Annotated in this window: 21 protein-coding genes; 13 read left to right on the top strand and 8 right to left on the bottom strand. The window is 72.8% G+C overall.

Annotated features, from left to right (window positions below; genetic code table 11):
- The 6 genes from Q6347_RS08935 to Q6347_RS08910 all read left to right on the top strand — a co-directional run bounded on the left by Q6347_RS08935 (position 1) and on the right by Q6347_RS08910 (position 5,537).
- Complete coding sequence (locus tag Q6347_RS08935) at positions 1-927, top strand: amino acid ABC transporter permease (RefSeq protein WP_304607175.1); 927 nt, start codon at positions 1-3, stop codon at positions 925-927.
- Positions 924-1,730, top strand: coding sequence for an amino acid ABC transporter ATP-binding protein (locus Q6347_RS08930; protein ID WP_304603381.1), 807 nt, complete (start codon positions 924-926; stop codon positions 1,728-1,730). The genes Q6347_RS08935 and Q6347_RS08930 overlap by 4 nt, the downstream gene beginning before the upstream one ends.
- On the top strand, positions 1,727-2,974 hold the full coding sequence (locus Q6347_RS08925; protein ID WP_304607174.1) for a M20/M25/M40 family metallo-hydrolase: 1,248 nt from the start codon (positions 1,727-1,729) through the stop codon (positions 2,972-2,974). The genes Q6347_RS08930 and Q6347_RS08925 overlap by 4 nt, the downstream gene beginning before the upstream one ends.
- A complete protein-coding gene (locus tag Q6347_RS08920; RefSeq protein ID WP_304607173.1) occupies positions 2,971-4,245 on the top strand; it encodes a cyanophycinase in 1,275 nt (424 codons plus the stop codon). Before Q6347_RS08925 ends, Q6347_RS08920 begins: the two co-directional genes overlap by 4 nt.
- 86 nt (positions 4,246-4,331) lie before the next feature.
- Positions 4,332-5,204, top strand: a complete 873-nt coding sequence (locus Q6347_RS08915; RefSeq protein ID WP_171247338.1) for a MurR/RpiR family transcriptional regulator — start codon at positions 4,332-4,334, stop codon at positions 5,202-5,204.
- A gap of 33 nt (positions 5,205-5,237) precedes the next feature.
- Positions 5,238-5,537: a DUF1905 domain-containing protein gene (locus tag Q6347_RS08910; protein WP_304607172.1), complete on the top strand. Its 300-nt coding sequence runs from the start codon at positions 5,238-5,240 to the stop codon at positions 5,535-5,537.
- A gap of 11 nt (positions 5,538-5,548) precedes the next feature.
- Here Q6347_RS08910 and Q6347_RS08905 read toward each other — a convergent pair whose 3' ends face one another.
- Complete coding sequence (locus Q6347_RS08905) at positions 5,549-6,184, bottom strand: MarC family protein (RefSeq protein ID WP_369810827.1); 636 nt, start codon at positions 6,182-6,184, stop codon at positions 5,549-5,551.
- Entirely contained in the window at positions 6,172-7,032 is an 861-nt protein-coding gene (locus Q6347_RS08900) for a PHP domain-containing protein (protein ID WP_304603377.1), read from the bottom strand. The genes Q6347_RS08905 and Q6347_RS08900 overlap by 13 nt, the downstream gene beginning before the upstream one ends.
- Positions 7,033-7,114: 82 nt before the next feature.
- On the opposite strand from Q6347_RS08900, the gene Q6347_RS08895 reads away from it, so the two are divergent.
- Together Q6347_RS08895 and Q6347_RS08890 are read left to right on the top strand one after the other, a co-directional pair.
- Positions 7,115-7,873 carry an alpha/beta fold hydrolase gene (locus Q6347_RS08895; protein ID WP_304603376.1) on the top strand — a complete coding sequence of 253 codons (759 nt, stop codon included), beginning with the start codon at positions 7,115-7,117 and terminating at the stop codon, positions 7,871-7,873.
- Positions 7,874-7,928: 55 nt separating this feature from the next.
- The gene (locus tag Q6347_RS08890; protein WP_304603375.1) at positions 7,929-9,458 is read left to right on the top strand and encodes an aminopeptidase P family protein; all 1,530 of its coding nucleotides are present in this window, start codon (positions 7,929-7,931) and stop codon (positions 9,456-9,458) included.
- 17 nt (positions 9,459-9,475) lie between these two features.
- Here Q6347_RS08890 and Q6347_RS08885 read toward each other — a convergent pair whose 3' ends face one another.
- The 4 genes from Q6347_RS08885 to Q6347_RS08870 form a co-directional block, all read right to left on the bottom strand.
- A complete protein-coding gene (locus Q6347_RS08885; protein ID WP_304603374.1) occupies positions 9,476-10,105 on the bottom strand; it encodes a CYTH domain-containing protein in 630 nt (209 codons plus the stop codon).
- A 28-nt stretch (positions 10,106-10,133) separates the two neighbouring features.
- On the bottom strand, positions 10,134-10,991 hold the full coding sequence (locus Q6347_RS08880) for a D-alanyl-D-alanine carboxypeptidase family protein (protein WP_304603373.1): 858 nt from the start codon (positions 10,989-10,991) through the stop codon (positions 10,134-10,136).
- 165 nt (positions 10,992-11,156) lie between these two features.
- Complete coding sequence (locus Q6347_RS08875) at positions 11,157-12,209, bottom strand: hemolysin family protein (RefSeq protein WP_304603372.1); 1,053 nt, start codon at positions 12,207-12,209, stop codon at positions 11,157-11,159.
- A complete protein-coding gene (locus Q6347_RS08870; protein WP_304603371.1) occupies positions 12,206-13,546 on the bottom strand; it encodes a hemolysin family protein in 1,341 nt (446 codons plus the stop codon). The genes Q6347_RS08875 and Q6347_RS08870 overlap by 4 nt, the downstream gene beginning before the upstream one ends.
- A gap of 137 nt (positions 13,547-13,683) precedes the next feature.
- Here Q6347_RS08870 and Q6347_RS08865 point away from each other — a divergent pair, with 137 nt between their 5' ends.
- From Q6347_RS08865 to Q6347_RS08855, 3 genes are all read left to right on the top strand, one after another.
- Positions 13,684-14,412 carry a response regulator transcription factor gene (locus Q6347_RS08865; RefSeq protein WP_171247347.1) on the top strand — a complete coding sequence of 243 codons (729 nt, stop codon included), beginning with the start codon at positions 13,684-13,686 and terminating at the stop codon, positions 14,410-14,412.
- Positions 14,413-14,414: 2 nt separating this feature from the next.
- Positions 14,415-15,509, top strand: coding sequence for a cell wall metabolism sensor histidine kinase WalK (locus Q6347_RS08860; RefSeq protein WP_304603370.1), 1,095 nt, complete (start codon positions 14,415-14,417; stop codon positions 15,507-15,509).
- A gap of 267 nt (positions 15,510-15,776) precedes the next feature.
- Positions 15,777-19,616 carry a multifunctional oxoglutarate decarboxylase/oxoglutarate dehydrogenase thiamine pyrophosphate-binding subunit/dihydrolipoyllysine-residue succinyltransferase subunit gene (locus Q6347_RS08855; protein WP_304603369.1) on the top strand — a complete coding sequence of 1,280 codons (3,840 nt, stop codon included), beginning with the start codon at positions 15,777-15,779 and terminating at the stop codon, positions 19,614-19,616.
- 83 nt (positions 19,617-19,699) lie between these two features.
- Here the strand turns inward: Q6347_RS08855 and Q6347_RS08850 are convergent, their stop codons facing one another.
- Positions 19,700-20,692, bottom strand: coding sequence for an aldo/keto reductase (locus Q6347_RS08850; RefSeq protein WP_171247349.1), 993 nt, complete (start codon positions 20,690-20,692; stop codon positions 19,700-19,702).
- Between the two features lie 80 nt (positions 20,693-20,772).
- Here Q6347_RS08850 and Q6347_RS08845 point away from each other — a divergent pair, with 80 nt between their 5' ends.
- The gene (locus Q6347_RS08845; RefSeq protein WP_304607171.1) at positions 20,773-21,708 is read left to right on the top strand and encodes an aldose 1-epimerase family protein; all 936 of its coding nucleotides are present in this window, start codon (positions 20,773-20,775) and stop codon (positions 21,706-21,708) included.
- Between the two features lie 169 nt (positions 21,709-21,877).
- Positions 21,878-22,483, top strand: a complete 606-nt coding sequence (locus Q6347_RS08840) for a GDSL-type esterase/lipase family protein (protein WP_304603367.1) — start codon at positions 21,878-21,880, stop codon at positions 22,481-22,483.
- Between the two features lie 15 nt (positions 22,484-22,498).
- Here the strand turns inward: Q6347_RS08840 and Q6347_RS08835 are convergent, their stop codons facing one another.
- On the bottom strand, positions 22,499-23,299 hold the full coding sequence (locus Q6347_RS08835) for a DUF4097 family beta strand repeat-containing protein (RefSeq protein ID WP_304603366.1): 801 nt from the start codon (positions 23,297-23,299) through the stop codon (positions 22,499-22,501).
- Between the last annotated feature and the right edge of the window lie 11 nt (positions 23,300-23,310).

Raw genomic sequence — 23,310 nt, 5'->3', positions numbered from 1 at the left:
ATGCCGACCACCGTCGCCCCGCACGAGCCCGCCACCACCCCCACCGACGCCCAGCTCCCCGTCGTCCCCCTGCGGCACTGGGGACGGTTCACCGTCGGCGCCCTGGTGCTGGCGGTCTCCGTCTGGTTCCTGCTCGCCGTGGGCCGCAACCCGAACCTCGACTGGCCCACGGTCGGCGAGTACCTCTTCGCCCCCCTGACCTTCCGCGGGCTGTTCGTCACCGTCTGGCTGACGTTCGCCGGCATGGTCATGGGCATCGTCGGCGGCACCGTCGTCGCCGTCATGCGGCTGTCGTCGAACCCGGTCCTGCGCGTCGTCGCCGGCGTGTACATCTGGGCGTTCCGGGGAACGCCGATCCTCATCCAGATCATCTTCTGGGGGTTCCTCGGCGCGTTCATCCCCACCATCTCGTTGACGGTGCCGTTCACCGACGTCGTGCTGTTCTCCGCCCCCACGTCCCAGCTCGTGCCGGCCACCGTCGCGGCCCTGCTCGCCCTGGGCCTCAACGAGGTGGCCTACGCCGCGGAGATCGTCCGGGCCGGCATCCAGTCCATCGACAAGGGCCAGACGGAGGCCGCCAAGTCGCTCGGCCTCACGCCCGCCCAGACGCTGCGCCGGGTGGTGCTGCCGCAGGCGATGCGCGTCATCGTGCCGCCGATGGGCAACGAGACCCTCACGATGCTCAAGACGACGGCGCTGGTCTCGGTCATCGCCGGCCAGGACCTGATGTCCAACCTGCAGGCCGTGTACGCGCAGAACTTCAAGGTGATCCCCCTGCTGATCGTGGCGAGCATCTGGTTCCTGGTGCTGACGACGCTGCTGACCGTCCCCCAGCGATGGCTCGAGCAGCGCTTCGGCCGCGGCGTCGACCCCGGCGCCACCCGTCGCCCGCTGTCGCGGGCCCTGATGCCGAGGAGGACCCGATGACCGCTCCCGCCACCGATGCGCCGCTCGCCCACGCCGGGCCCGAGGACCCGCTGGTCGACGCCCGCGGTGTCGTCAAGTCCTTCGGCAGCACCCAGGTACTGCAGGGCATCGACCTCGCCGTCCAGCCCGGACAGGTGGTCTGCCTGCTCGGCCCCTCCGGCTCGGGCAAGTCCACGTTCCTGCGCTGCGTCAACCATCTCGAACGGATCGACGGCGGCCGCCTGCTCGTCAACGGCCACGACGTCGGGTACGAGAAGCGCCGCGGCAAGCTCTACGAGCTGTCCGAACGCCGGATCGCGCGTCGCCGGGCCGACATCGGCATGGTCTTCCAGCGCTTCAACCTGTTCCCGCACCGCACCGCCCTGGAGAACGTCATGGAAGGGCCGGTGGTCGTGCGCCGCCGGGCCCGCACCGAGGCCGCCGACCGGGGCCGCGAGCTGCTCGACCGCGTGGGGCTGGCCGACAAGGCCTCGTCGTACCCGTCGCAGCTCTCGGGCGGCCAGCAGCAACGCGTCGCCATCGCGCGGGCGCTGGCGATGGACCCACGGCTCCTCCTCTTCGACGAGCCCACGTCCGCGCTCGACCCGGAGCTCGTCGGCGAGGTGCTCGACGTCATGCGGGACCTCGCGGCCGACGGCATGACCATGCTCGTCGTCACGCACGAGGTCGGCTTCGCCCGCGAGGTCGCCGACGTCGCCGCGTTCATGGCCGACGGCGTCATCGTCGAGTCCGGCGACCCCCGACAGGTCCTGGGCGACCCCCGCCACGAGCGCACCCGGTCCTTCCTCGCGAGGGTCCTGTGACGGGCGTCGAGCAGGCGACGGCCACCGCCGGCCCCTCGGCCGAGAGCTCCGTCCTGCTGCGCCGGGCCACCAGCTCGCTCGCGCGGTACGCCGAGGAGCTCACGGAGCTGACGTCGTTCGACTCGGGCACCTGGAACGCCGCGGGCACCCGTCGCGTGGTCGCCTGGTGCGCCGCCCGGGTCGAGGCGCTCGGTGCACGGACCCGGATCGTGGAGCTGGACGGTGACGGTCCCGCCGTCGGACCCGCCCTGGTCGCGCGTCTGGCGGTGCCGACCGACGCCCAGGTCCTGCTCGTCGGCCACGCGGACACGGTCTACCCGGACGGCACCGCGGCGCGGCGCCGCACCCGCCGTGCCGGGCGACGGGTCCTCGGGCCGGGCGTCAGCGACGACAAGGGCGGGGTGCTCGCCGGGATCCACGCCATGGAGCTCCTCGCGGACCTGCCCGGCCCCCGTCGCGGCGAGGTGGTCCTGCTCGTCAGTCCCGACGAGGAGGTCGGTTCCCCCCGCAGCGTGGGGCTCCTGACGTCCCTGGCCAGGACGGCCGACGTCGTGCTCGGCCTGGAGTGCGCACGCGAGAACGGCGACCTCGTCCGGGCGCGCAAGGGCGTGTGCGACGTCGACATCACGTTGCACGGCCGGTCGGCCCACGCGGGGATCGAACCCGAGCGCGGCGCGGACGCGGCGCTCGCCGCGGCCCGGCTCGTCGTCGCGCTGCACGAGGCGGCCCGCACCCGCGACGGCGTCTCCCTCAACGTGGGGGTCGTGCGGGCCGGGTCCCGCCCGAACGTCGTGGCCGACGTCGCCGAGCTCCGGCTCGAGGTCCGCGCGACGACCGCCGTCGCCCTCGACGAGATGCTCGGCACCGTCGACGCGCTCGTGGACGACCTGGCCGCGGCGGGCGTGAACGGCACGACGGCACGGTCCGGTCACTGCCCTCCGTTCGAGCCGACGCCCGCCTCCACCGAGCTCCTGCGTCGCGCGGTCCGCCGGGGGCAGGACCTGGGACTCACGGTCGCCGGCGCCGCCACGGGCGGGGTCGGCGACACCAACTTCGCCGCCGCCACGGGCACGCCGGCGCTGGACGGCCTCGGTCCGGTCGGCGGCGGCGACCACAGCGACGCCGAGTGGCTCGACCTGTCCTCGGTCCCCGCACGCGTCGCCCTGCTCGCCGGCCTCGTCCTCGACGTCGGCCGTTCCACCACCACCCCGCACGACCGACCCGCACGAAAGGACGACCGATGACGTCAGCTCGGCACTCCCGGACGATCGCGATCCTGCTGGGCACCGCCCTCGCGGTACCGCTCACGGCGGCCACCGCCGCCCAGGCAGCACCTGACCCCGACGGCGGCCAGCTCGTGCTGGTCGGCGGTTCCCTCGACGACGACAACGAGGAGGTCTACGGCGAGATCGTCGACCGGGCGGGCGGCGCGGACGCCCACATCGGCATCGTCACCGCAGCGGCGATCCCGGCCTCCCAGGACCCCGACGCCGGGACGCAGTGGGCCAACAACGCGGAGTTCAACGGCACCTACTACGCCGACATCCTCGAGGGCTTCGGCGCCGGCGAGACGACGTGGATCCCGCTCGACCTCGACCACCCCGAGGTGGCGTCCGACCCCGACGTCGCCGCCCAGGTCGCGGACATGACCGGATTCTTCTTCGGGGGCGGCGACCAGTACCGCTACGTCACCCTGATGACGGAGGGCGAGGCGCAGGCCGACACCCCCCTGCTGGCGGCGATCCGCGACCGGTTCGAGGCCGGCGCGGTCGTGGCCGGCACCTCGGCCGGCATGCAGATCATGGCCGGGCAGGACATGGTGACCGGCGGCGAGAGCTGGGAGGCCCTGGTCGACGGCAGCGCCCCCGGCTACTTCGCCGACCCGACCGAGCTGGGGTACCTGCCCGAGGGCGGGTTCGGCTTCTTCACCTCGGGCCTGCTCGACACCCACTTCGGGGCCTGGGGACGGCAGGGCCGTGCGATCCGCCTCGCCGCCGACACCGGCCAGGACCGTGTCTTCGGCGTCGACCCCGACACCGCGCTCGTCGTGGACGCGGCCGGCACCGACCACGAACGTCTGACGGTGCTCGGCGCGAACGGCGTCAACGTGCTCGACCTGCGCGAGGCGCACCACCGGACCACCGCCGACGGATGGGCGATCTCGGCGGTCCGCTGGTCGTGGCTGAGCGCGGGTGACGGCTACGACGCCACGACGTGGACCCCGGTGGCCGCCGAGGGCTCGACCGTGCTGCGCCCGGACACGCACGGCGTCGAGTCCCGGAGCACGGACGTGTTCTCCTCCCTGAACGGGGACGGCACCGAGTTCGTGCTCACCGACCTCGCGCTCGACCTCGCGTCGTCGCGCGACCGCACGACCACCGGGACGACGGTCGAGGACGACCCGACCTACGAGGTCCGCCTGCTCGAGGGGGCGGGCTTCCGGGCACGGTCGACCGACGGCGCCCGGGCGACGTCGTTCGAGGACCTCACGGTGTCCCTCCGGCCCCGTCCCTGAGCATCGTGACCCGCGCCGGGCGGCGTGGCGAGCACGGTGACCGCCGCTTGCTACGCTGCCCGGCACCAGCACAGACAGGAGGTGCCGTGACCACGAGCACCCAGCCGTCGGGCCTGGCCGACCAGATCCGTCGCCGCCTCGGGGACTGCACGCCGGCCGAGCGCAAGGTCGGGCGCGTGCTGCTGTCCGCCTACCCGTCGGCCGGGTTCGAGACCGTCGCCGTCCTCGCGGCACGGGCGGGGGTCAGCGGTCCGACGGTGGTGCGGTTCGTCTCGCGGCTCGGCTTCTCCGGCTTCCCGGCCTTCCAGGCCGCGCTGCGCGCCGACCTCGACGACCGCAGCGCGTCCCCGCTGTCGCTCTACCGGTCCCGCGACGTCGCCGACGCGACCGGCGCCGACGAGGCGCTGGCACGCTACGCGCCGGCCGCCGAGGAAGCCGTCCGGCGGACCTTCGCCGACCTGCCGCCGAGCGACTTCTCCCGCGCCGTGGACCTGCTCGCCCGCGACGCACGGCGCGTGCTCGTGGTCGGGGGCCGGTTCAGCCGGCTGGTCGGGCTGTACCTCGTCCAGCACCTGCAGCAGATGCGGCCGGACGTCGAGTACGTCACGGACCGCCCCGAGGGACGCACCCACGCCCTGGCCGACCTGGGGCATCGTGACGTCCTCGTCGTCTTCGACTACCGACGCTACGAGAAGGACTCCGCCCGCCTGGCGCAGTTCGCCGTCGACCGCAAGGCGTCCGTGGTGCTCTTCACCGACGTGTGGCTCTCCCCCGTGGCCTCCCTGGCGGACGCGGTCCTGCCGAGCGACACCGGGACCGCCTCGGCCTACGACGCGATGGCGCCGGCGATGGCGCTGGTGGAAGCGGTCGTGTCGGCCGTCCTCGCCGAGCTCGGCGACGTCGCGCACCGGCGCATGGAACGCATCGAGTCGGTCGGAGCGGCGCTGGACGTCTTCTGAGCCGCCGTCGGGGGCCTGACGTACCGTGTGCCCGTGGAGCTCACGTTCACCGCACCGCTGTGGCGGTGGGACGCACGGCAGGACGACTCCTGGTGGTTCGTCACCGTGCCGCCGGACGAGTCCGACCTGCTCGCCGACGTCCCGCTGCCGCCCCGCGGCTTCGGGTCGATCCGCGTCCGGGTCCGCGTCGGGTCGACGACGTGGCAGACGTCCGTGTTCCCGTCCCAGGACCAGGACGGCTACGTGCTGCCGATGAAGAAGGCCGTGCGACAGGCCGAGGGCCTGGAGCCGGGCGCCGCGGTCGAGGTCACCCTCTCCCCGCTCGACGCCTGACCCCAGGACCCTCACGCCGTCGCGATGAACTCCATGACGCCGTCGGCGATCTGCTGCACGGCGATCGCGGCGAGCAGGATGCCGGCGATCCGGGTGATGAGCGTGACGCCGGAGTCCTTGAGCACTCGGTGCAGCACCTCGGCGAAGCGCATCGCCAGGTACAGCGAGACGTGCACCAGCACGATGGCGAGCGCGATGGCCGCCACCGGGGGCACCCAGTCCCCCTCGATGTCGGCCTGCTGCACGAACACCATCGTGGCCACGATCGCGCCCGGTCCTGCCAGCAGGGGGGTACCCAGCGGGACCAGGGCCACGTTCGCCCCCGGTGTCGCCGCCGTCGCCTCGCCGGTGTCGAAGTGGCCGATGAGCAGCTGCATCGCCACGATGAGCAGCAGCAGACCCCCCGACGCCTGCAGCGCGGCGAGCGAGATCCCCATGTACGACAGCAGCTGCTGACCGAAGAGCGCGAAGACCACGATCACGCAGAACGCGACCGTCACCGCCTGCAGGGCCGCACGGCTGCGCTGCTTGGCCCCCATCGTGGAGGTCAGCGCGAGAAACACCGGGATCGTCCCGGGCGGGTCCATGATCACCCACAGCGTCACGAAGACCTGGGTGAACAGGGTCAGGTCGATCATCGTGTCCACGGCCGCAGCACCTCCAGCGTTCCCCTCTCCTCGATCTCCGCCAGCACGTCCGGGTCGGTGGTGTGCTCGCCCAGGCGATTCTGCTTGCCGACCCCGTGGTAGTCGCTCGCACCGGTGACGAGCAGCCCCAGCTCGCGCGCGAGCCCCCGCATCCTGTCACGGTCGTCGGCGGAGTGGTCCCGGTGGTCGGCCTCGAGCCCGGCCAGGCCGACCTCGGCCAGCTCGGCGATCGTCTCCTCCGTGACCACGCGCCCGCGCCGGCCCGCCCGCGGGTGCGCCATGACGGGCACACCGCCCGCGGCCAGCACTGCCCGCACGGCGTCCGCGGTGTCCGGGGCGTAGTGCGGTACGTAGTACGGGGCTCCCGGGTGCAGCATCGTCGCGAACGCCTCGTCACGGTGCGCGACCACCCCGGCCGCCACCAGGGCGTCCGCCAGGTGCGGCCGGCCGACCGTGGCGCCGCCGTGCGTCTGGGCCACGACGTCCTCCCACGTCACCGGGTAGTCCTCGGCGAGGCGCTCGGTCATGCGCCGGGCCCGCTGCACGCGGTCGTCCCGGGTGCGCTGCAGCTCCGCCAGCAGCGCGGGGTGCTCCCGGTCGTGCAGGTAGCCGAGCAGGTGCACGCTGATCCCGCCCTCGGGCGTGCGCGCCCGCGTCGAGATCTCGATGCCGCGCACCAGCGCCACGCCGGTGTCCGCCACGGCTGCCGCCGCCTCGTCCCACCCGGCGGTGGAGTCGTGGTCGGTCAGCGCCACGACGGTCACGCCGGCCGACGCCGCGGCCTCGAGGACGCCGCGTGGGGTGTCCGTGCCGTCCGAGGCACGGGAGTGGGTATGGAGGTCGATCACGCGCCAAGTGTAGGGAAGCGCCGCCATGCCCTCACACGCTCTCCACGCGCCCCCCGACGGGCGGGCGCACCGGAGGAGGAGGATGGAGATCGTGAGTGCCGCCCTGCTCGAATCCCACGCCCCGACGACACCGACCCGACAGGTCGGTGTCGTGCTCGTGCACGGCATGCGCCAGGACGGCTCGGCCTGGGCGCGGCAGGTGGACCACCTGGAGGCGCTGGGGCACTCGGCCGTCGCCGTCGACCTGCCCGGTCACGGACGGCGGATGTCCGAGCGCTTCTCGTTCCGTCGGGCCTGGGACCACCTCGACGACGCCGTCGCCTCGTTCCCCCGCGACACCCCGGTGATGATGGTCGGCCAGTCGCTCGGCGGCTACGTCTCCCTCGGCTGGGCCGCCCAGCGGACGACGCCGGACGAGGACCGACCGCTGCTCGGCGTCGTCGCCTCCGGGTGCAGCACCGAGCCGCGGGGCAAGCCCGTCCGCCTGTACCGGGACGTGGCCGACGGGCTGGTCCGCGCCGGGAGCTCCGTCATGCGCCGCCTGGCTCCCGGAGCCGGGAACGACCGGGACGACCGGCCGGGCTGGGACCTCGTCACCGACGCGCTGGGCGAGCTGTCCGGCTGGTCGGCGCTGGCGGACCTCGAGGCGGTCGACGTCCCGGTGTGGCTGGTCAACGGGGCACGCTGCCACCTGCGCTGGCAGGAGCAGCGCTTCGCCCGGACCGCGGACCGGGGTGCGCTCGTCGTCGTCCCCGGGATCGGCCACGACGTCCACCTGGACGCACCGGACGACTACAACCGCGTGCTGAGCCGCGCGCTGGCGGACTTCGCCCGCGACTGACCCCCGCCGGTCCGGGAAGCCTCACCCGGCCCTCCCGAGGTGCGAGACTGGGCCCATGAGCGACACCACCCCGGTCGACCGACCCAGCGACGAGACGATCACCGAGCGCGGCAGCAACCGTTCGCAGCGCCCGACCTCGGACGCGTTCAAGCAGTTCATCACCTCCCGGTGGGCGCCCCGGCAGGACCTCGGCATCACGCCGGGCCGGGCCGTCCCGTTCACCGCGGCCCGGCGGGCCCGGCTCTCGGCGCGCTTCGCCGGCACCCGCCTGGTGATCCCCGCGGGGCCGCTGAAGCAGCGCTCGAACGACACCGACTACCGGTTCCGACCGCACTCGGCGTTCGCTCACCTCACCGGTTTCGGCACCGACCAGGAGCCCGACGCCGTGCTGGTCCTGCACCCGACCGCCGAGGGCGAGGGCGACGGCGGCTCCCAGCACCACGCCGTGCTGTACGTGCGTCCCCTCGCACCGCGCGACACCGAGGAGTTCTACGCGGACTCCCGCTACGGCGAGTTCTGGGTCGGCGCCCGTCCGACGCTGGACGACGTCACCACCGCGACCGGCATCGAGGCCCGCCACGTCGACGAGCTGCGGGAGGCGCTGGCCAAGGACGTCGGCACCGACGGCGTGCAGGTGCTGGTGATCGCCGAGGCCGACGAGGAGATCACGGCGGTGATCGAGGCGATCCGCACCGAGGCCGGCACCCAGGAGCAGGCGCAGGACGACGCCCTCGCCGAGGCCGCCTCCGAGCTGCGCCTGGTCAAGGACGAGCTCGAGGTCGAGCTCATGCGTGACGCCGTCGCGCGCACGATCGAGGGGTTCGAGGAGGTCGTCCGCTCCCTGCCGCGGGCGGTGGAGCACCGCCGGGGGGAGCGCGTCATCGAGACGGCGTTCGACGCCCACGCCCGGCTCGAGGGCAACACGGTCGGCTACGAGACCATCGCCGCCGCCGGCGATCACGCCACGACGCTGCACTGGATCACGAACGACGGCGTGGTCCGCCGTGGCGAGATGGTGCTGCTGGACGCGGGCGTCGAGATCGACGAGCTCTACACCGCCGACGTCACCCGCACCCTGCCCGTGGACGGCGAGTACACCGAGGTCCAGCGCCGGATCTACACCGCGGTGCTCGACGCCGCCGACGCCGCGTTCGCCGTGGCGAAGCCGGGGGCGCGGTTCCGCGACATCCACGCCGCCGCGATGGAGGTCATCGCCGCCCGGCTCGAGGAGTGGGGCCTGCTGCCCGTATCCGCCGAGGAGTCCCTGTCGCCGGAGGGTCAGCAGCACCGCCGCTGGATGGTGCACGGCACCTCGCACCACCTCGGCCTCGACGTGCACGACTGCGCGCAGGCCCGCCGCGAGATGTACCTCGACGGCGTCCTCGAGCCCGGGATGGTGTTCACGATCGAGCCCGGCCTGTACTTCAAGGCGGACGACCTGGCCGTGCCCGAGGAGTACCGCGGCATCGGCGTGCGCATCGAGGACGACGTCCTGGTCACCGCCGACGGCAACGAGAACCTCTCGGCGGCGCTCCCCCGGCGGCCGGAGGACGTCGAGGCCTGGATGGCCCGGCTGCGCGGCTGACCGGAGGGCCGGCCGCGCTACAGGCCGCCGAGCTCCTGGTTCGGACCGAAGTCCTCCCGGAACGCGGGCCCGTGCGCGGCCAGCTCCTCGGCGTAGGCGGCCGCCCACTCCCCGTAGGGCCGCACGGCCAGGGACTCGTTGGAGAAGCGGCGGTCGTCGGTGATCTCGGTGACGCAGAAGTCGGGGATCTGCAGCTCGGTCACCGGGCCGGACCGTTCGCACTCGGCCACGACCAGCGGGTGGTTCGCGCCGCCGAAGACGTCGATCGACCAGCCGTCCGCGCCGAGCCAGGCGGCGTAGCGCGTCTTGACGACGCGCGCGCCGCCCCGGCGCACGAGCTCGACCGCGACGAGGGTGTCGAGCTCCCGCTCCGCCTCGTAGCGCGTGCCGCCGGCGGAGGGCCCCTTGACCGTCATCGCGGCGAAGTCGACCCGGTCACGCCACCGGGCGAGGACGTCGCGGGCGTCGCTCGTCGCGTCGAGGGCCGCGTCCACTCCGCCGGCCTGGGCACGGACGCGCAGGGCGTAGCCGCCGTCGGACAGGTAGTAGGACTGGACGATCAGCGACGGCGCGTCGCGCAGGACGTCGGGCAGGTCGCGCACCAGGAAGCGCCGCTCGAACTCGAAGTCGGAGTAGTCCGTGGCCATGGGTCGAGACTACGCCGCCGTGCTCGGCTCAGTGCCAGTAGGAGACTTCCTCGACGCCGGCACGGAACTCGAAGTGCCACGGCTCGTACTTGCCGGACCCGCCCCGCTGGGCCCACGGCGGGTTCTCCCACCCGTAGGCCGGCGCGTTGTCCCAGAGCCAGCCGTAGACCTCCGAGCTCCCCGTCTCCTTCGAGCACAGGTCGATCGCGAGTCCCCAGCCGTGCATCGAGGTGCCCGGCGTCGCCGCGAGGTAGCCGCGGCTGGCCTTCACGGCGTACTGGGAGGACAGGGACCGGTAGCTGTCGACCAGGCAGAGGTTGCGGCCGAACCGCGCGTTGAACGCCTCGTTGAGGGCGCTCAGGGCGACGGCGGCGTCGGGCCGCAGCTGTTCGCCGGGCTGCCAGAGGTCGCACAGCGAGTGGTCGGCGAGCTGCCCGTTGCCGCCGTCGACCGGGGCCGAGGGGTCGCAGTCGGGCAGCGGCTCACGGTCGGCCGAGGCGCGGCTCGCGACGTCGACGGTGTTGCGCTCGCGCGGGACCGCGGCGATGGAGGACGCGGTGGGCGGCGTCGACGCGCCGGACTGGAGCAGCGCGAGCGTGGAGGGACCCGACGAGGTCGGGTCGTCCAGGTCGAAGGGCGACCGCTCGTCACCCTGCGCACCCGCGGTCAGCGGCCCCGCGATGGTCGCGGCGGCCAGGGAGCCGAGCACGGTCGCCCGGGTGATCCAGGTGTGCCCCGCCGGGGCGGCGTGGGCCCCGCGGGACCGTGCCCGGCCCCCCGCGGGCCGACGGGTGCGGGCCGTCCGGCCCGACCGGCCCTGCTCGGCCTCACGGATCTCTCGGCGGGAGCGCGGGGTCGCGTCGTCACCCTGCGGCGTCGCGTCCACTCCACCTCCTGCGTCCGGCCGCGCTCTGCGTGGCCATGTCGTGCATCTCCCGGTCGACCTGCGACGACGTCGCTTCCGCGAACCGCCGGTGTCGGTCTGTGACCGCACCCTAGCGGTGGCCCGCCCCCCGTCCAAGTCCCCCCTTGTTCACACCTTGTTCATGCCTCAACGCCGGCGCTGCATCGCGTCACGAACCTCGCCGACGAGCTCCTCGAGGATGTCCTCCAGGAAGACCACGCCGACCGTGCGTCCGCCGTCGTCGACCCGGGCGAGGTGCGCACCGGAGCGCTGCATCGCCCGCAGCGTGTCCTCGACCTCGTCGGTCGGGGCGACCGTCGCCATGGCGCGGACGCGCCACGTCGGGACCGGCCGGGAACGGTTGCCGTTGGTGGCGTACAGGACGTCCTTGAGGTGCAGGTAGCCCAGCAGGCTCCGCGCACCCTCGGCGTCGTCCGGTGCGGCCATGGGGAAGCGGCTGTAGCCGGTGCGGGACACCTCGTGCTCGACGTCGTCGGGCGTGGCTCCGGGTGACACGGTCACCAGGGCGTCGACAGGCACCATCACGTCCCGCGCCGTACGCGAGGAGAACTCGATGGCTCCCGTGAGCAGTCCCTCGTCGTCCTCGAGCACGCCCTCGGCGCGCGAGGCCTCGACGATCGACTGCACCTCCTCGACGGTGAACGCGGAGGCCACCTCGTCCTTGGGCTCGACGCCCAGCAGGCGGATCACGTGGTTCGCGATCCAGTTGAGCGCCACGATGACGGGGCGCACGAACCGCGCGATGAGGACCAGCGGCGGCGCGAACCACAGGGCGGCACGCTCCGGACCGGTCACCGCGAGGTTCTTCGGCACCATCTCGCCGAGCACGACGTGCAGGTAGACGACGATGCCGAGCGCGATGACCAGCGCCACGGGGTGCACGAGCTGCTCGGGGATCCCCATCGTCTCGAAGGGACCCTCCAGCAGGTGCGCCAGGGCGGGCTCGGCGATGATGCCGAGCCCCGTGGAGCACACCGTGATGCCCAGCTGGGCGCAGGCCAGCATCAGGGACACGTTCTCCATCGCCCACAGCACGACCTTGGCGCGCTTCTCCCCCGCCTCGGCCCGGGGTTCGATGGTGCTGCGCCGCACGGACAGCACGGCGAACTCCGCCCCCACGAAGAAGGCGTTGCCCACCAGCAGCAGCAGACCGATCAGCAGGGCGCTCCCGGTGCTCATGCGGATCCCTCCTGCCGCGACCGCGCGCGCAGCCGTTCGATGCGTCGTCCGTCGATCAGGTCGACACGGAGCACGACGTCGTCGACCTGGACCTCGTCCCCGATCTCCGGGAGCCGTCCCAGGTGCGCCATCACCAGACCGCCGAGCGTCTCGTAGGAGGGCGCCTCCGGGACGCAGAGGCCGGTGGCCTCCTCCAGCTCGTCGGGGCGCAGGACGCCGGGGACGGACCAGGCGCCGTCGGCCAGGCCGGCGACCCCGCCACGGCGGCGGTCGTGCTCGTCGGTGACGTCGCCGACGAGCTCCTCGACGACGTCCTCCAGCGTCACGACGCCGGAGGTGCCGCCGTACTCGTCGACCACGACGGCCATCTGCAGGCCCAGCCCCCGCAGCTCGACGAGCAGCGGGCCGAGGCTGACGGTCTCGGGCACCCGCGGGGCCTCGACCATCAGCGCACCGGCCGGCACCTCGTCGCGGCGCTCGAAGGGCACGGAGACCGCACGGCGCAGGTGCACGAGGCCCACGACGTCGTCCCGGTCGTCGCCGATCACCGGGAACCGGGAGTGGCCGGTGCGGTGGGCGAGCGAGACGACCTCCGTCGCGCTGGTGTCACGGTTGACCACCACCATGCGGGTGCGATCGGTCATGACGTCCCGGGCGACCAGCTCGTCGAGCTCGAGCAGGTTCGCCAGCAGCGTCGCGGTGCCCTTCTCGAGCGTCCCCTCCTGGGCCGACCGTCGGACCAGCGAGACGAGCTCGGTCGCCGAGCGCGCACCGGAGAGCTCCTCGCGCGGCTCGACGCCCATCCGGCGCAGGATCGCGTTGGCGGACCCGTTGAGGACGCGGATGAGCGGCCCCGCGGCGATCGTGAAGGCACGCTGCAGCGGCACCACCGCCCGCGCGGTGCCGTGCGGCGCCGAGAGGGCGAAGTTCTTCGGGATGAGCTCGCCGAAGAGCATCGAGAACCCGTTGACCACGACGAGCGCGAGGGTGAAGGCCAGCACGGCGGACACGCCCTCGCCCAACGGCGTCCCGGCGAAGGACGCCCCGAACAGCGACAGCAGCGCCGGCTGGGCGGTGTAGCCCAGCAGGATGGTGGTGGCGGTGATCCCGACCTGCGCGGAGCTCAGCTCCGTCGACAGGTGCTTCAGCCCGGCTCGGACGATGCGGTCCCGACGATCGGGGCCTCTCCGGCCGGGCGGGGGACTGTCGCCCTCCTCGTCGTCGGCCCCCACGACCGCGGGGTCGAGGGTCACCAGGGAGAACTCGCTGGCCACGAAGATCGCGGTACCGGCGGTGAGCAGCACACCGACACCGAGCATGAGCACGTCGGTCAGCACGGCAGACTCCAGCTGCTCGGCGGACCGGTATATCGACTGTCGTCCATCGTGACCAGATCGTATCGGCTCCGCGGCAGCGCCCGCCACGCCCGCCTCTGCCCAGCGAAACCTGAGGTTGTGCGTGCAAGATAGGGGTCATGACCACCACTGCGAGCGGGCCCGGCCAGGGCCAGCAGAACGCCACCGTCCTCGTCGTGGAGGACGAGCCGGCCATCGCGACGGCCATCGCGCAGCGCCTCTCCGCCGAGGGATGGCGGGTCGAGGTCGCCCGCGACGGGCTCGCCGGCGTGGACGCCGCCGCCCGCCTGCACCCGGACGCCGTCGTGCTGGACGTGATGCTGCCGGGGCTCGACGGGCTGGAGGTCTGCCGCCGGATCCAGGCCGAGCACCCGACGCCGATCCTCATGCTCACCGCCCGGGACGACGAGACCGACATGATCATCGGCCTCGGCGTGGGCGCGGACGACTACATGACCAAGCCCTTCTCGATGCGCGAGCTGGTCGCCCGGGTCAAGGCCCTGCTGCGCCGCGTGGAGCGTGCCGCGCAGGCCGCGGCGTCGGCACCGGCCGAGCCTCCGCTCGTCGCCGGCGACGTGACGATCGACCGCGCCCAGCGGCGGGTGCACCGTGAGGGCGAGGAGGTGCACCTGACGCCGACGGAGTTCGAGCTGCTGGTCATGCTGGCCAGCGCGCCCAAGACGGTCCAGACCCGGGAGAAGCTGCTCGCGGAGGTCTGGGACTGGGCCGACGCCAGCGGCACCCGCACCGTCGACTCCCACATCAAGGCGCTGCGTCGCAAGCTCGGTTCGGAGCTCATCCGCACGGTGCACGGGGTCGGCTACGCGTTCGAGCCCCCGGCGGACTGAGCGTGGGAGCCGCTCACGACGACGGCGGTGACCGACGGCGCGAGCACCGCCTCCGGGACGTCCGCCCCCTCGACCCGATCCACTCGCTCAAGGCCAAGCTGGGGCTGCTGGTGGTCGCCAGCGTCACCGTCGGGGTGCTCATCACCTGGGTGGGTCTGCGCAACGACCTCGGCCCCAGCCGCACGTTCCCGCTGGCGATCATCGTCTCGCTGGTGCTCACCCAGCTCCTGGCCCGGGGCATGACGTCCCCCCTGCGCGAGATGACGGCCGCGGCACGGGCCATGGCGGACGGCGACTACTCGATCCGGGTGCGCTCGACCAGCCGCGACGAGGTCGGTCAGCTCGCCGAGGCGTTCAACACGATGGCGGGCGACCTGGAGTCGTCCGACCGGATCCGCCGTGACCTGATCGCGAACGTCTCGCACGAGCTGCGCACGCCCGTCGCCGCCCTGCAGGCACAGCTCGAGAACCTCGTCGACGGGGTCTCCGAACCCACCCCGGCGACGCTCGAGCTGTCGCTGCAGCAGACCGAGCGGCTCACGCGGCTCGTCACCTACCTGCTGGACCTGTCGCGCGTCGAGGCCGGCGCGTCGGCGCTGACGCTGACGCAGTTCTCGGTGGGCGACTTCCTCGAGGAGTGCGCGGAATCCATGTCGATGGTGGACGCCGCCAAGGGGTTGGCCTACGTCGTGGACGTCACCCCCGAGGACCTCGTGCTGGAGGCCGACGTCGAACGGATCCGGCAGGTGGTGACCAACCTGCTGCAGAACGCGATCCGGCACTCGCCGCACGGCGGCACGGTGCGCCTGGACGCCTACCCGGAGCAGGACGACGTCGTCATCGAGGTGAGCGACGAGGGGCCCGGCATCGCGCCCGAGGACCGCGAGCGCGTCTTCGAACGGTTCGCCAGCGGCGCCCCGAGCGTCCGGTCGGTGGCGAGCACGAGCGGCGGCACCGGCATCGGTCTGGCGATCGTGCGGTGGGCCGTGGACCTCCACGGCGGTCACGTCGCGGTCGCCGACACCGAGTCCGGCGCGACGATGCGGGTGACCCTGCCGGCCGAGGCGCGCCCCGCTCCGGGCGTGACCACCGAGTAGGAGCACCCCGCCGATCGTGAGATCGGTCACACGGGCCGCCGTCCGACCCGCGGCCGTGAGCCGGTCATGACGCCGGACGAGACAACGACACCCGCACCTTTGACGACCGATTACCCACCCGTCACGCACGGGTGGGCAAGACCTTGTCCACCGCGCCAAGGCGCCGACCCCGGGCGCTGCAGAACCGGCAGGACGGCTTACGCTGGTGGGGTCCGACCATCGGACGGCAGTACCAAGCATGCAATCTGGGAAGTGGGCGATCCGGGCGTGGTGTCCCCCAAGGCAGGGTCAGAGTCGATCAGCGCCGAGAGCGCGTCGTTCGGAGCCAACGAGTGGCTCGTCGACGAGCTCTACGAGCAGTACCTGAAGGACAAGAACGCGGTCGACCCCGCGTGGTGGGACTTCTTCGAGGACTACACCCCGGGCGAGTCGGACGAGGCGCCGTCGAACGGCTCCCCAGCGCCGACCGAGACGACGGCGGCCTCGGCCGCGTCCGCCCCGGCCGAGGGGGAGACCGAGACCGAGGAGCCCTCGCGTGCTGAGCAGGGGACCTCCTCGGCCGCGGACGGGACCGCCGCGGCGGAGGTCTCCCAGGCGTCCGCGCCCGCCCCCGTACCGGCCGACCCGGAGATCTCCGCGGCCGACGCACCGGTCGCCGAGGCGCTGCCCGCCACGGCTCCCTACGCCGAGGTCGCCCGCACCGAGCCGGCGTCCGACGAGGACGAGGCCACGGACGACGTGCAGAAGCTGCGTGGTCCCGCGGCGCGCGTGGTGACGAACATGGAGGCCTCGCTCGAGGTGCCGACCGCGACGTCGGTGCGCGCGGTCCCCGCCAAGCTGATGGTCGACAACCGCATCGTCATCAACAACCACCTCAAGCGCGGCCGCGGCGGCAAGATCTCGTTCACGCACCTCATCGGCTTCGCACTCGTCGAGGCGCTGGCCGACATGCCGGTCATGAACGCGCACTACGAGCACACCGACGGCAAGCCGCACGTGGTCCACCCCGCGCACGTCGGGTTCGGCCTCGCCATCGACCTGGCCAAGCCGGACGGCTCGCGCCAGCTGCTCGTGCCGAGCATCAAGAAGGCCGAGGAGCTCGACTTCGCGGGCTTCTGGGCCGCCTACGAGGAGCTCGTGCGCAAGGCGCGCGGGGGCAAGCTCGGCATGGACGACTTCGCCGGCACCACGATCTCGCTGACCAACCCCGGCGGCATCGGCACCGTGCACTCGGTCCCCCGCCTCATGCAGGGGCAGGGCACCATCATCGGCGTCGGCGCCATGGACTACCCGGCGGAGTTCGCCGGCGCCTCCGAGGAGCAGCTCGCCCGGATGGGCGTCTCGAAGGTCATGACGGTCACGTCGACCTACGACCACCGCATCATCCAGGGTGCGCAGTCCGGCGAGTTCCTCAAGATCCTGGCGGGCAAGCTGCTCGGCCTGGACGGCTTCTACGACCGCGTCTTCGCGGCGCTGCGGATCCCCTACGAGCCGGTGCGCTGGGTCCGCGACAACACGGTCGACGCCGACGTCGAGGCGGCCAAGCCCGCCAAGATCGCCGAGCTCATCCACTCCTACCGCTCGCGCGGCCACCTCATGGCGGACACCGACCCGCTCGCCTACCGCCAGCGCAAGCACCCCGACCTCGACATCCAGAACCACGGGCTGACGCTGTGGGACCTGGACCGGTCGTTCCCGACCGGCGGCTTCGGCGGTACGCCGAAGGCGACGCTGCGCGACACGCTCGGCCTGCTGCGCGACTCCTACTGCCGCTCGATCGGCATCGAGTACATGCACCTGTCCGACCCGACCCAGCGCAAGTGGCTGCAGGACCGGCTCGAGCACGGCTACGCCCGCACCCCGCGCGAGGACCAGCTGCGGATCCTGCGCCGGCTGAACTCGGCCGAGGCCTTCGAGACGTTCCTGCAGACGAAGTACGTCGGCCAGAAGCGGTTCTCCCTCGAGGGCGGCGAGGCCGTCATCCCGCTGCTCGACGCGATCCTGTCCAAGGCCGCCGAGAACGGGCTCGACGAGGTCGGCGTCGGCATGGCGCACCGCGGTCGCCTCAACGTGCTGGCCAACATCGCCGGCAAGAGCTACGGCCAGATCTTCAAGGAGTTCGAGGGCCAGATCGACCCGAAGTCGGTCCAGGGCTCCGGCGACGTCAAGTACCACCTCGGCACCGAGGGGACCTTCACCGCCGAGTCCGGTGCCACGACGAAGGTCTACCTGGCGGCCAACCCGTCCCACCTGGAGGCCGTGGACCCCGTCCTCGAGGGCATCGTGCGGGCCAAGCAGGACCGGATCGACCTCGGCGGCGACGGGTTCTCCGTGCTGCCGCTGCTCATCCACGGCGACGCGGCCTTCGCGGGCCAGGGTGTCGTGCCGGAGGTGCTCAACCTCGCCCAGCTGCGCGGCTACCGCACCGGCGGCACGATCCACGTCGTCATCAACAACCAGGTCGGCTTCACCACGGGCCCGTCCTCGTCGCGTTCGACGACGTACTCCACCGACGTGGCCAAGGGCTACCAGGTCCCCGTCTTCCACGTGAACGGTGACGACCCGGAGGCCTGCGTCCGCGTGGCCGAGCTCGCCTTCGCCTACCGCGAGCAGTTCGACCGGGACGTCATCATCGACATGGTCTGCTACCGCCGGCGCGGGCACAACGAGGGCGACGACCCCTCGATGACGCAGCCGCTGATGTACAACCTCATCGAGGCCAAGCAGTCGGTGCGCAAGCTCTACACGAAGAACCTCGTGGCCCGCGGCGACATCACCGTCGAGGAGGCCGAGCAGGCGCTCAAGGACTACCAGGCACAGCTCGAGCGGGTCTTCACCGAGACCAAGGGCTCGTCCTCGTCCGACCGTTCCTCCGGCACGGAGGAGATCGCCGGGCTGGAGCGTCCGGAGTCGCAGCGTGAGGACGCCGGCACGATGGTCGGCTGGAAGACGGCGATCCCGCACGCCGTCCTGGAGCGCGTCGGTGACGTCCAGGTCCAGCCGCCCGAGGGCTTCACGGTCCACCCCAAGCTCGGCAAGCTGCTCGAGAAGCGCCAGCTCATGGCCAAGGAGGGCGACATCGACTGGGGCTTCGGCGAGCTCGTGGCCTTCGGGTCGCTGCTCATCGAGGGCACGCCGGTGCGGCTCGCGGGGCAGGACTCGCGCCGCGGCACGTTCACGCAGCGACACGCCGTCCTGCACGACCGGCACACGGGTGCGGAGTGGACCCCGCTGCTGTACCTGTCGGGCGACCAGGCGAAGTTCTGGGTGTACGACTCCTCGCTGAGCGAGTACGCGGCCCTCGGCTTCGAGTACGGCTACTCGGTCGAGCGCCCGGACGCCCTGGTGCTCTGGGAGGCGCAGTTCGGCGACTTCGTCAACGGCGCGCAGACCGTCATCGACGAGTTCATCTCCTCCGCCGAGCAGAAGTGGGGCCAGAACTCCTCGGTCGTCATGCTGCTCCCGCACGGGTACGAGGGACAGGGTCCGGACCACTCCTCGGCCCGGCCCGAGCGGTTCCTCCAGCTCGCCGCGGAGAACAACATCAGCGTGGCGCAGCCGTCCACGCCGGCCTCGTACGCGCACCTGCTGCGCCGCCAGGCCTACGCCCGTCCGCGACGCCCGCTCGTGGTGCTGACCCCGAAGCAGCTGCTGCGCCTCAAGGCCGCCGCCTCCAGCGTGGAGGACTTCACCACCGGCACCTTCGAGCCGGTGCTCGGGGACCCCGCGGTGGCCCGCGGGGACGTCGACCCCGCCGACGTCCGTCGTCTGGTGCTCTGCACGGGTCGCGTCTACTACGACCTGGCCGCCGAGCGCAGCAAGCGGGGGGACACCAGCACGGCGCTGGTGCGCCTCGAGGAGCTGTACCCGTTCCCCGAGGAGCAGGTGCGCGAGCAGATCGCCACGTACCCGGACGCCGAGGTCGTGTGGGTCCAGGACGAGCCGCAGAACCAGGGCGCGTGGTCCTACCTGCACCTGGCGATGCCGGAGGACCTGCCCCGGGTCCAGGTCATCTCCCGACCGGCGTCGGCGTCCACGGCCGCCGGCACCGCGAAGCGGCACAAGGAGGAGCAGGAGATCCTGCTCGACCAGGTCTTCACCCGCTGACGGTCCGGTCGGGCAGCACGAGCACGAGAAGGGCCCGGGAGCATCCGCTCCCGGGCCCTTCTCGTGCGTCCTGCGCTATCGACTCACCACTTGTCGTGGACGTGCTCGCGGATCGACCCGTCGTAGAGCTCGCGCACGCGGGAGGCGAACAGCGGACCGAGGCTGTGCGCCCCGCCCGCGGCGGCGTTGAGCCGCGCCTGCTCCGGGGTGCGGGCACCGGGGATCACGGTGGAGACGCCCGGGCTCTGCCAGACCCACGCGAGCGCGGCCTGGGCCGGGGTGAGGTCCTGCTCGAGCCCCTCGGCCAGCTCGGTGAAGGACGCCGCGGCCTCGACGCCGACCTCGAACGGGACGCCGGAGAACGTCTCGCCGACGTCGAAGGCCTCTCCCCCGCGGTTGAACGTGCGGTGGTCGTCCTCGGCGAACGTGGTGTCCTTCGTGTAGCGGCCCGACAGCAGGCCGGAGGCCAGGGGGACGCGGGCGATGATCCCGACGCCCGCCTCGGACGCCGCGGGCAGGACCTTCTCCAGCGGCTTGTGCCGGAACGCGTTGAGGATGATCTGGACGGTCGCGACACCGGGCCGTGCGATGGCGGTCAGCGCCTCGTCCACGGTCTCCACCGAGACGCCGTAGGCGGCCGTCACGCCCTCGTCGACGAGGGTGTCCAACGCGTCGTACACCTCGTCGCGGGAGTACACCGGCGTGGGCGGGCAGTGGAGCTGCACCAGGTCGAGCGTGTCGACCCCGAGGTTGGCCCGGGACCGGTCCGTCCAGGAGCGGAAGTTCTCCAGGACGTAGTTCTCCGGCACCTGGTCCGCCCGGCGTCCCATCTTCGTGGCCACGGTGAGACCCTCGTCACGGTGGTCCGCCAGGAAGGCGCCCACCGCCTGCTCGCTGCGGCCGTCACCGTAGACGTCGGCGGTGTCGTAGAAGGTCACGCCGGCCTCGAGCGACGCCTCGAGCACGGCGCGCGACTCGGCGTCGCTCACCTCGCCCCAGTCCCCGCCGAGCTGCCAGGTGCCCAGGCCGACGACCGACACCATCCGGCCGGTCCGGCCGAGTACCCGCTTCTCCATCTGTTTCTCCAAGTCCGTGGGGTCGACCTTCCCACGGTACGCGGCACGCACCGATCGGGCTCGGCGACTACGGTGTGACCGTGAACACGAGCCAGATCCCCGCGACGGCGCCCGCGCCGTCCGGCACCCAGTACCGCCTGTCCGCCGGCACCCACCGCGCCACGATCACCGAGGTCGGTGCCATGGTGCGGGAGTACTCGGTGGACGGGCGTGACGTCTTCGTCCCCTTCGACGAGCACGAGCCGGCGCCGGTCTTCAACGCCGCCGTCCTGGTGCCCTGGCCGAACCGGCTGCGCGACGGCCGCTACACGACGGACGACGGGGAGACCCACCAGCTCCCGCTGAGCGAACCCGACCGGGGCACGGCGCTGCACGGCCTGGGCTGCTGGTACCGCTGGTCCGCCGTCGAGGTCGCCGACCACGCGGTGACGCTCGAGCTGGCGCTGCCCGCGCAGAAGGGCTGGCCGTTCCAGCTCACCACCCGGGTGCGCTACGCCCTGGACGCCGAGCAGGGCCTCGAGGTCCGCGTGACCACCCGCAACGTCGGCACCGGCACCGCGCCGTACGGGGTCGGGTTCCACCCCTGGCTCTCCGCGGGCGGGGCCGACCTCGACGACTGCACCGTCCGCCTGGACGCGACCGAGCACGTGACGGTCGACGACCGGCTGCTGCCCACCGGCGTCGAGCCGGTCGCGGGCGACCACGACCTGCGCACGACGCGCTCGTTGGCGGGGCTCGACCTCGACGACGCCTGGGTCGGCGCGACCCGTGACGAGCGGGGCCTGTCCTGGTGCCGGCTCGGCTGCCCGGACGGCCGGACCGCCGCCGTCTGGGCGGACTCGTCGATGGACTGCTGGCAGGTCTGCTCGGCCAACCACATCACCGGGCACGAGCGTCTCGGCCTGGCCGCGGAGCCGATGAGCTGCTACGCGGACGCGTTCAACACCGGCGACCGGCTCGTGCGTCTGGCCCCGGGCGAGGAGCACGAGGTGCGCTGGGGTGCCACCCTGCTGTGACGGACCACGCCCTGACCGCCGGTCCCCGGCATGACGTCACGAACCCGGCGGGGACGCCTCCCTGCCAGCGGGTGACCGCACGCCACGGCGTGGGATCATGCCGTGCCGTGCCAGGTCACGGAACAATGGCGGCGCAAGACTGGGACACGGCAGGGGACGGTGACAGCTCGTGACGGACCGCGAGGTGCGGATCTGCGTGGTGGGCGACGAGCTCGCCGTGGGCGTCGGCGACGGTCGCGCGCTCGGTTGGACCGGCCGGGTGCTGGCGCGGACCCGGTTCGACCGCCCGGCGATGACGTTCACCCTGGCGGTGCCGGGCGAGACGACGTCGACCCTCGGAGCTCGCTGGGAGGCGGAGACGGAGCCGCGGTTCGGCCCGGACGCGACCCATGACAACCGGCTCGTGGTGGCCCTGGGTCGCCACGACGTCGACTCGGGCCTGTCGGTGGCGCGCTCCCGGCTGAACCTGGCCAACATCCTCGACGTCGCCGACAACCGTCGGCTGTCGACCTTCGTCGTCGGTCCCCCGCCCGGCCGGCCGGAGGACGGGGACCGGATCGCCGAGCTCTCGGCCGCGTTCTCCGACGTCGCCAGCCGCCGCCGGGTGCCCTACGTGGACACGTACACGCCGCTGGCCCAGCACGAGCAGTGGCTCGCCGACCTGGCGACCACCGGGTCGACCTACCCCGGCCAGGCCGGCTACGGCCTGATGGCCTGGCTCGTGCTGCACACCGGGTGGCACGCCTGGCTCGGGCTGCCGCACGACACGGAGTAGCGACCCGGCCGCGGCTCAGCCGCGGGAGACGATCACCCGAGCGCTCGTCACGGCGGCGGTGACGTAGGCGATGCTGCGCCCGTCGGTCGGGGTCTCGCTGCGGTCGACGGACAGGGTGCGCGTGGTCGAGGGCAGCACCTCGCCGTCGACCACGGCCTGGCCCGCGGCACCGCGGACCTTGAGGCTGAGGGGGGTGCCCTCGTCGAGCCGGATCGCCACGTCGCCGGAGACCGACTTCGCCGACACCATCGGCACGGTGCCGGCCGCGGTGACCGCCACCGCACCCGACACGCTGCTCGTGGAGACCCTGCCGAGAGCCCCCTCGAGCGCCAGGGCACCGGAGACGACCTGGGCGGACACGTCGCCGGTGTGTCCCGAGGCGGCCACGTCGCCGGAGACGGACTTCAGGTACAGCGACCCCGACGTCCCCGCCGTGCGCACCGCCCCCGTGACGGTCTTGACCACGGTCCCGGCGGTGCCGCTGACGTCGGCGTCGGCCTCGATCGTGCCGACGTCGACCCGGACCCCGGGCGGGACCGTGAGGCGGACGACCGCCCGCTCGGAGCTGCCCAGCGACCGCACCCGGGCCACGAAGGCCTCCACCATCGAGCGTTCGTAGCCGATCCGCAGGCGGTCGCCGTCACGGTCGACCTGGAGCGGCTTCTCGCCGACCTCCGCGACCTCCAGCGTGACGTGCTCCGCGTCGGGGTCGACCACGACGTCGACCCGACCGTCCTGGAGCCGGACGGACAGGCCGCCCACCCCGGTGATCTCGACGGTCTGCGGGGCGGCGATCGCCCAGGACTCGGTGCTCATGCTGCCTCCGT

This window comes from Isoptericola sp. b408, assembly GCF_030588085.1.
Lineage (GTDB): Bacteria > Actinomycetota > Actinomycetes > Actinomycetales > Cellulomonadaceae > Isoptericola > Isoptericola sediminis.
The sequence above is the reverse complement of the archived record's forward strand: the minus strand, read 5'-3'. Positions and strand labels throughout refer to the sequence as shown.

What these genes read in the sequence shown, in the direction of transcription:
- Q6347_RS08935 (WP_304607175.1), top strand. Translation starts at nt 1, where the DNA reads ATGCCGACCACCGTCGCCCCGCACGAGCCCGCCACCACCCCCACCGAC.
- Q6347_RS08930 (WP_304603381.1), top strand. Translation starts at nt 924, where the DNA reads ATGACCGCTCCCGCCACCGATGCGCCGCTCGCCCACGCCGGGCCCGAG.
- Q6347_RS08920 (WP_304607173.1), top strand. Translation starts at nt 2,971, where the DNA reads ATGACGTCAGCTCGGCACTCCCGGACGATCGCGATCCTGCTGGGCACC.
- Q6347_RS08895 (WP_304603376.1), top strand. Translation starts at nt 7,115, where the DNA reads ATGGAGATCGTGAGTGCCGCCCTGCTCGAATCCCACGCCCCGACGACA.
- Q6347_RS08890 (WP_304603375.1), top strand. Translation starts at nt 7,929, where the DNA reads ATGAGCGACACCACCCCGGTCGACCGACCCAGCGACGAGACGATCACC.
- Q6347_RS08885 (WP_304603374.1), bottom strand. Translation starts at nt 10,105, where the DNA reads ATGGCCACGGACTACTCCGACTTCGAGTTCGAGCGGCGCTTCCTGGTG.
- Q6347_RS08875 (WP_304603372.1), bottom strand. Translation starts at nt 12,209, where the DNA reads ATGAGCACCGGGAGCGCCCTGCTGATCGGTCTGCTGCTGCTGGTGGGC.
- Q6347_RS08865 (WP_171247347.1), top strand. Translation starts at nt 13,684, where the DNA reads ATGACCACCACTGCGAGCGGGCCCGGCCAGGGCCAGCAGAACGCCACC.
- Q6347_RS08850 (WP_171247349.1), bottom strand. Translation starts at nt 20,692, where the DNA reads ATGGAGAAGCGGGTACTCGGCCGGACCGGCCGGATGGTGTCGGTCGTC.
- Q6347_RS08835 (WP_304603366.1), bottom strand. Translation starts at nt 23,299, where the DNA reads ATGAGCACCGAGTCCTGGGCGATCGCCGCCCCGCAGACCGTCGAGATC.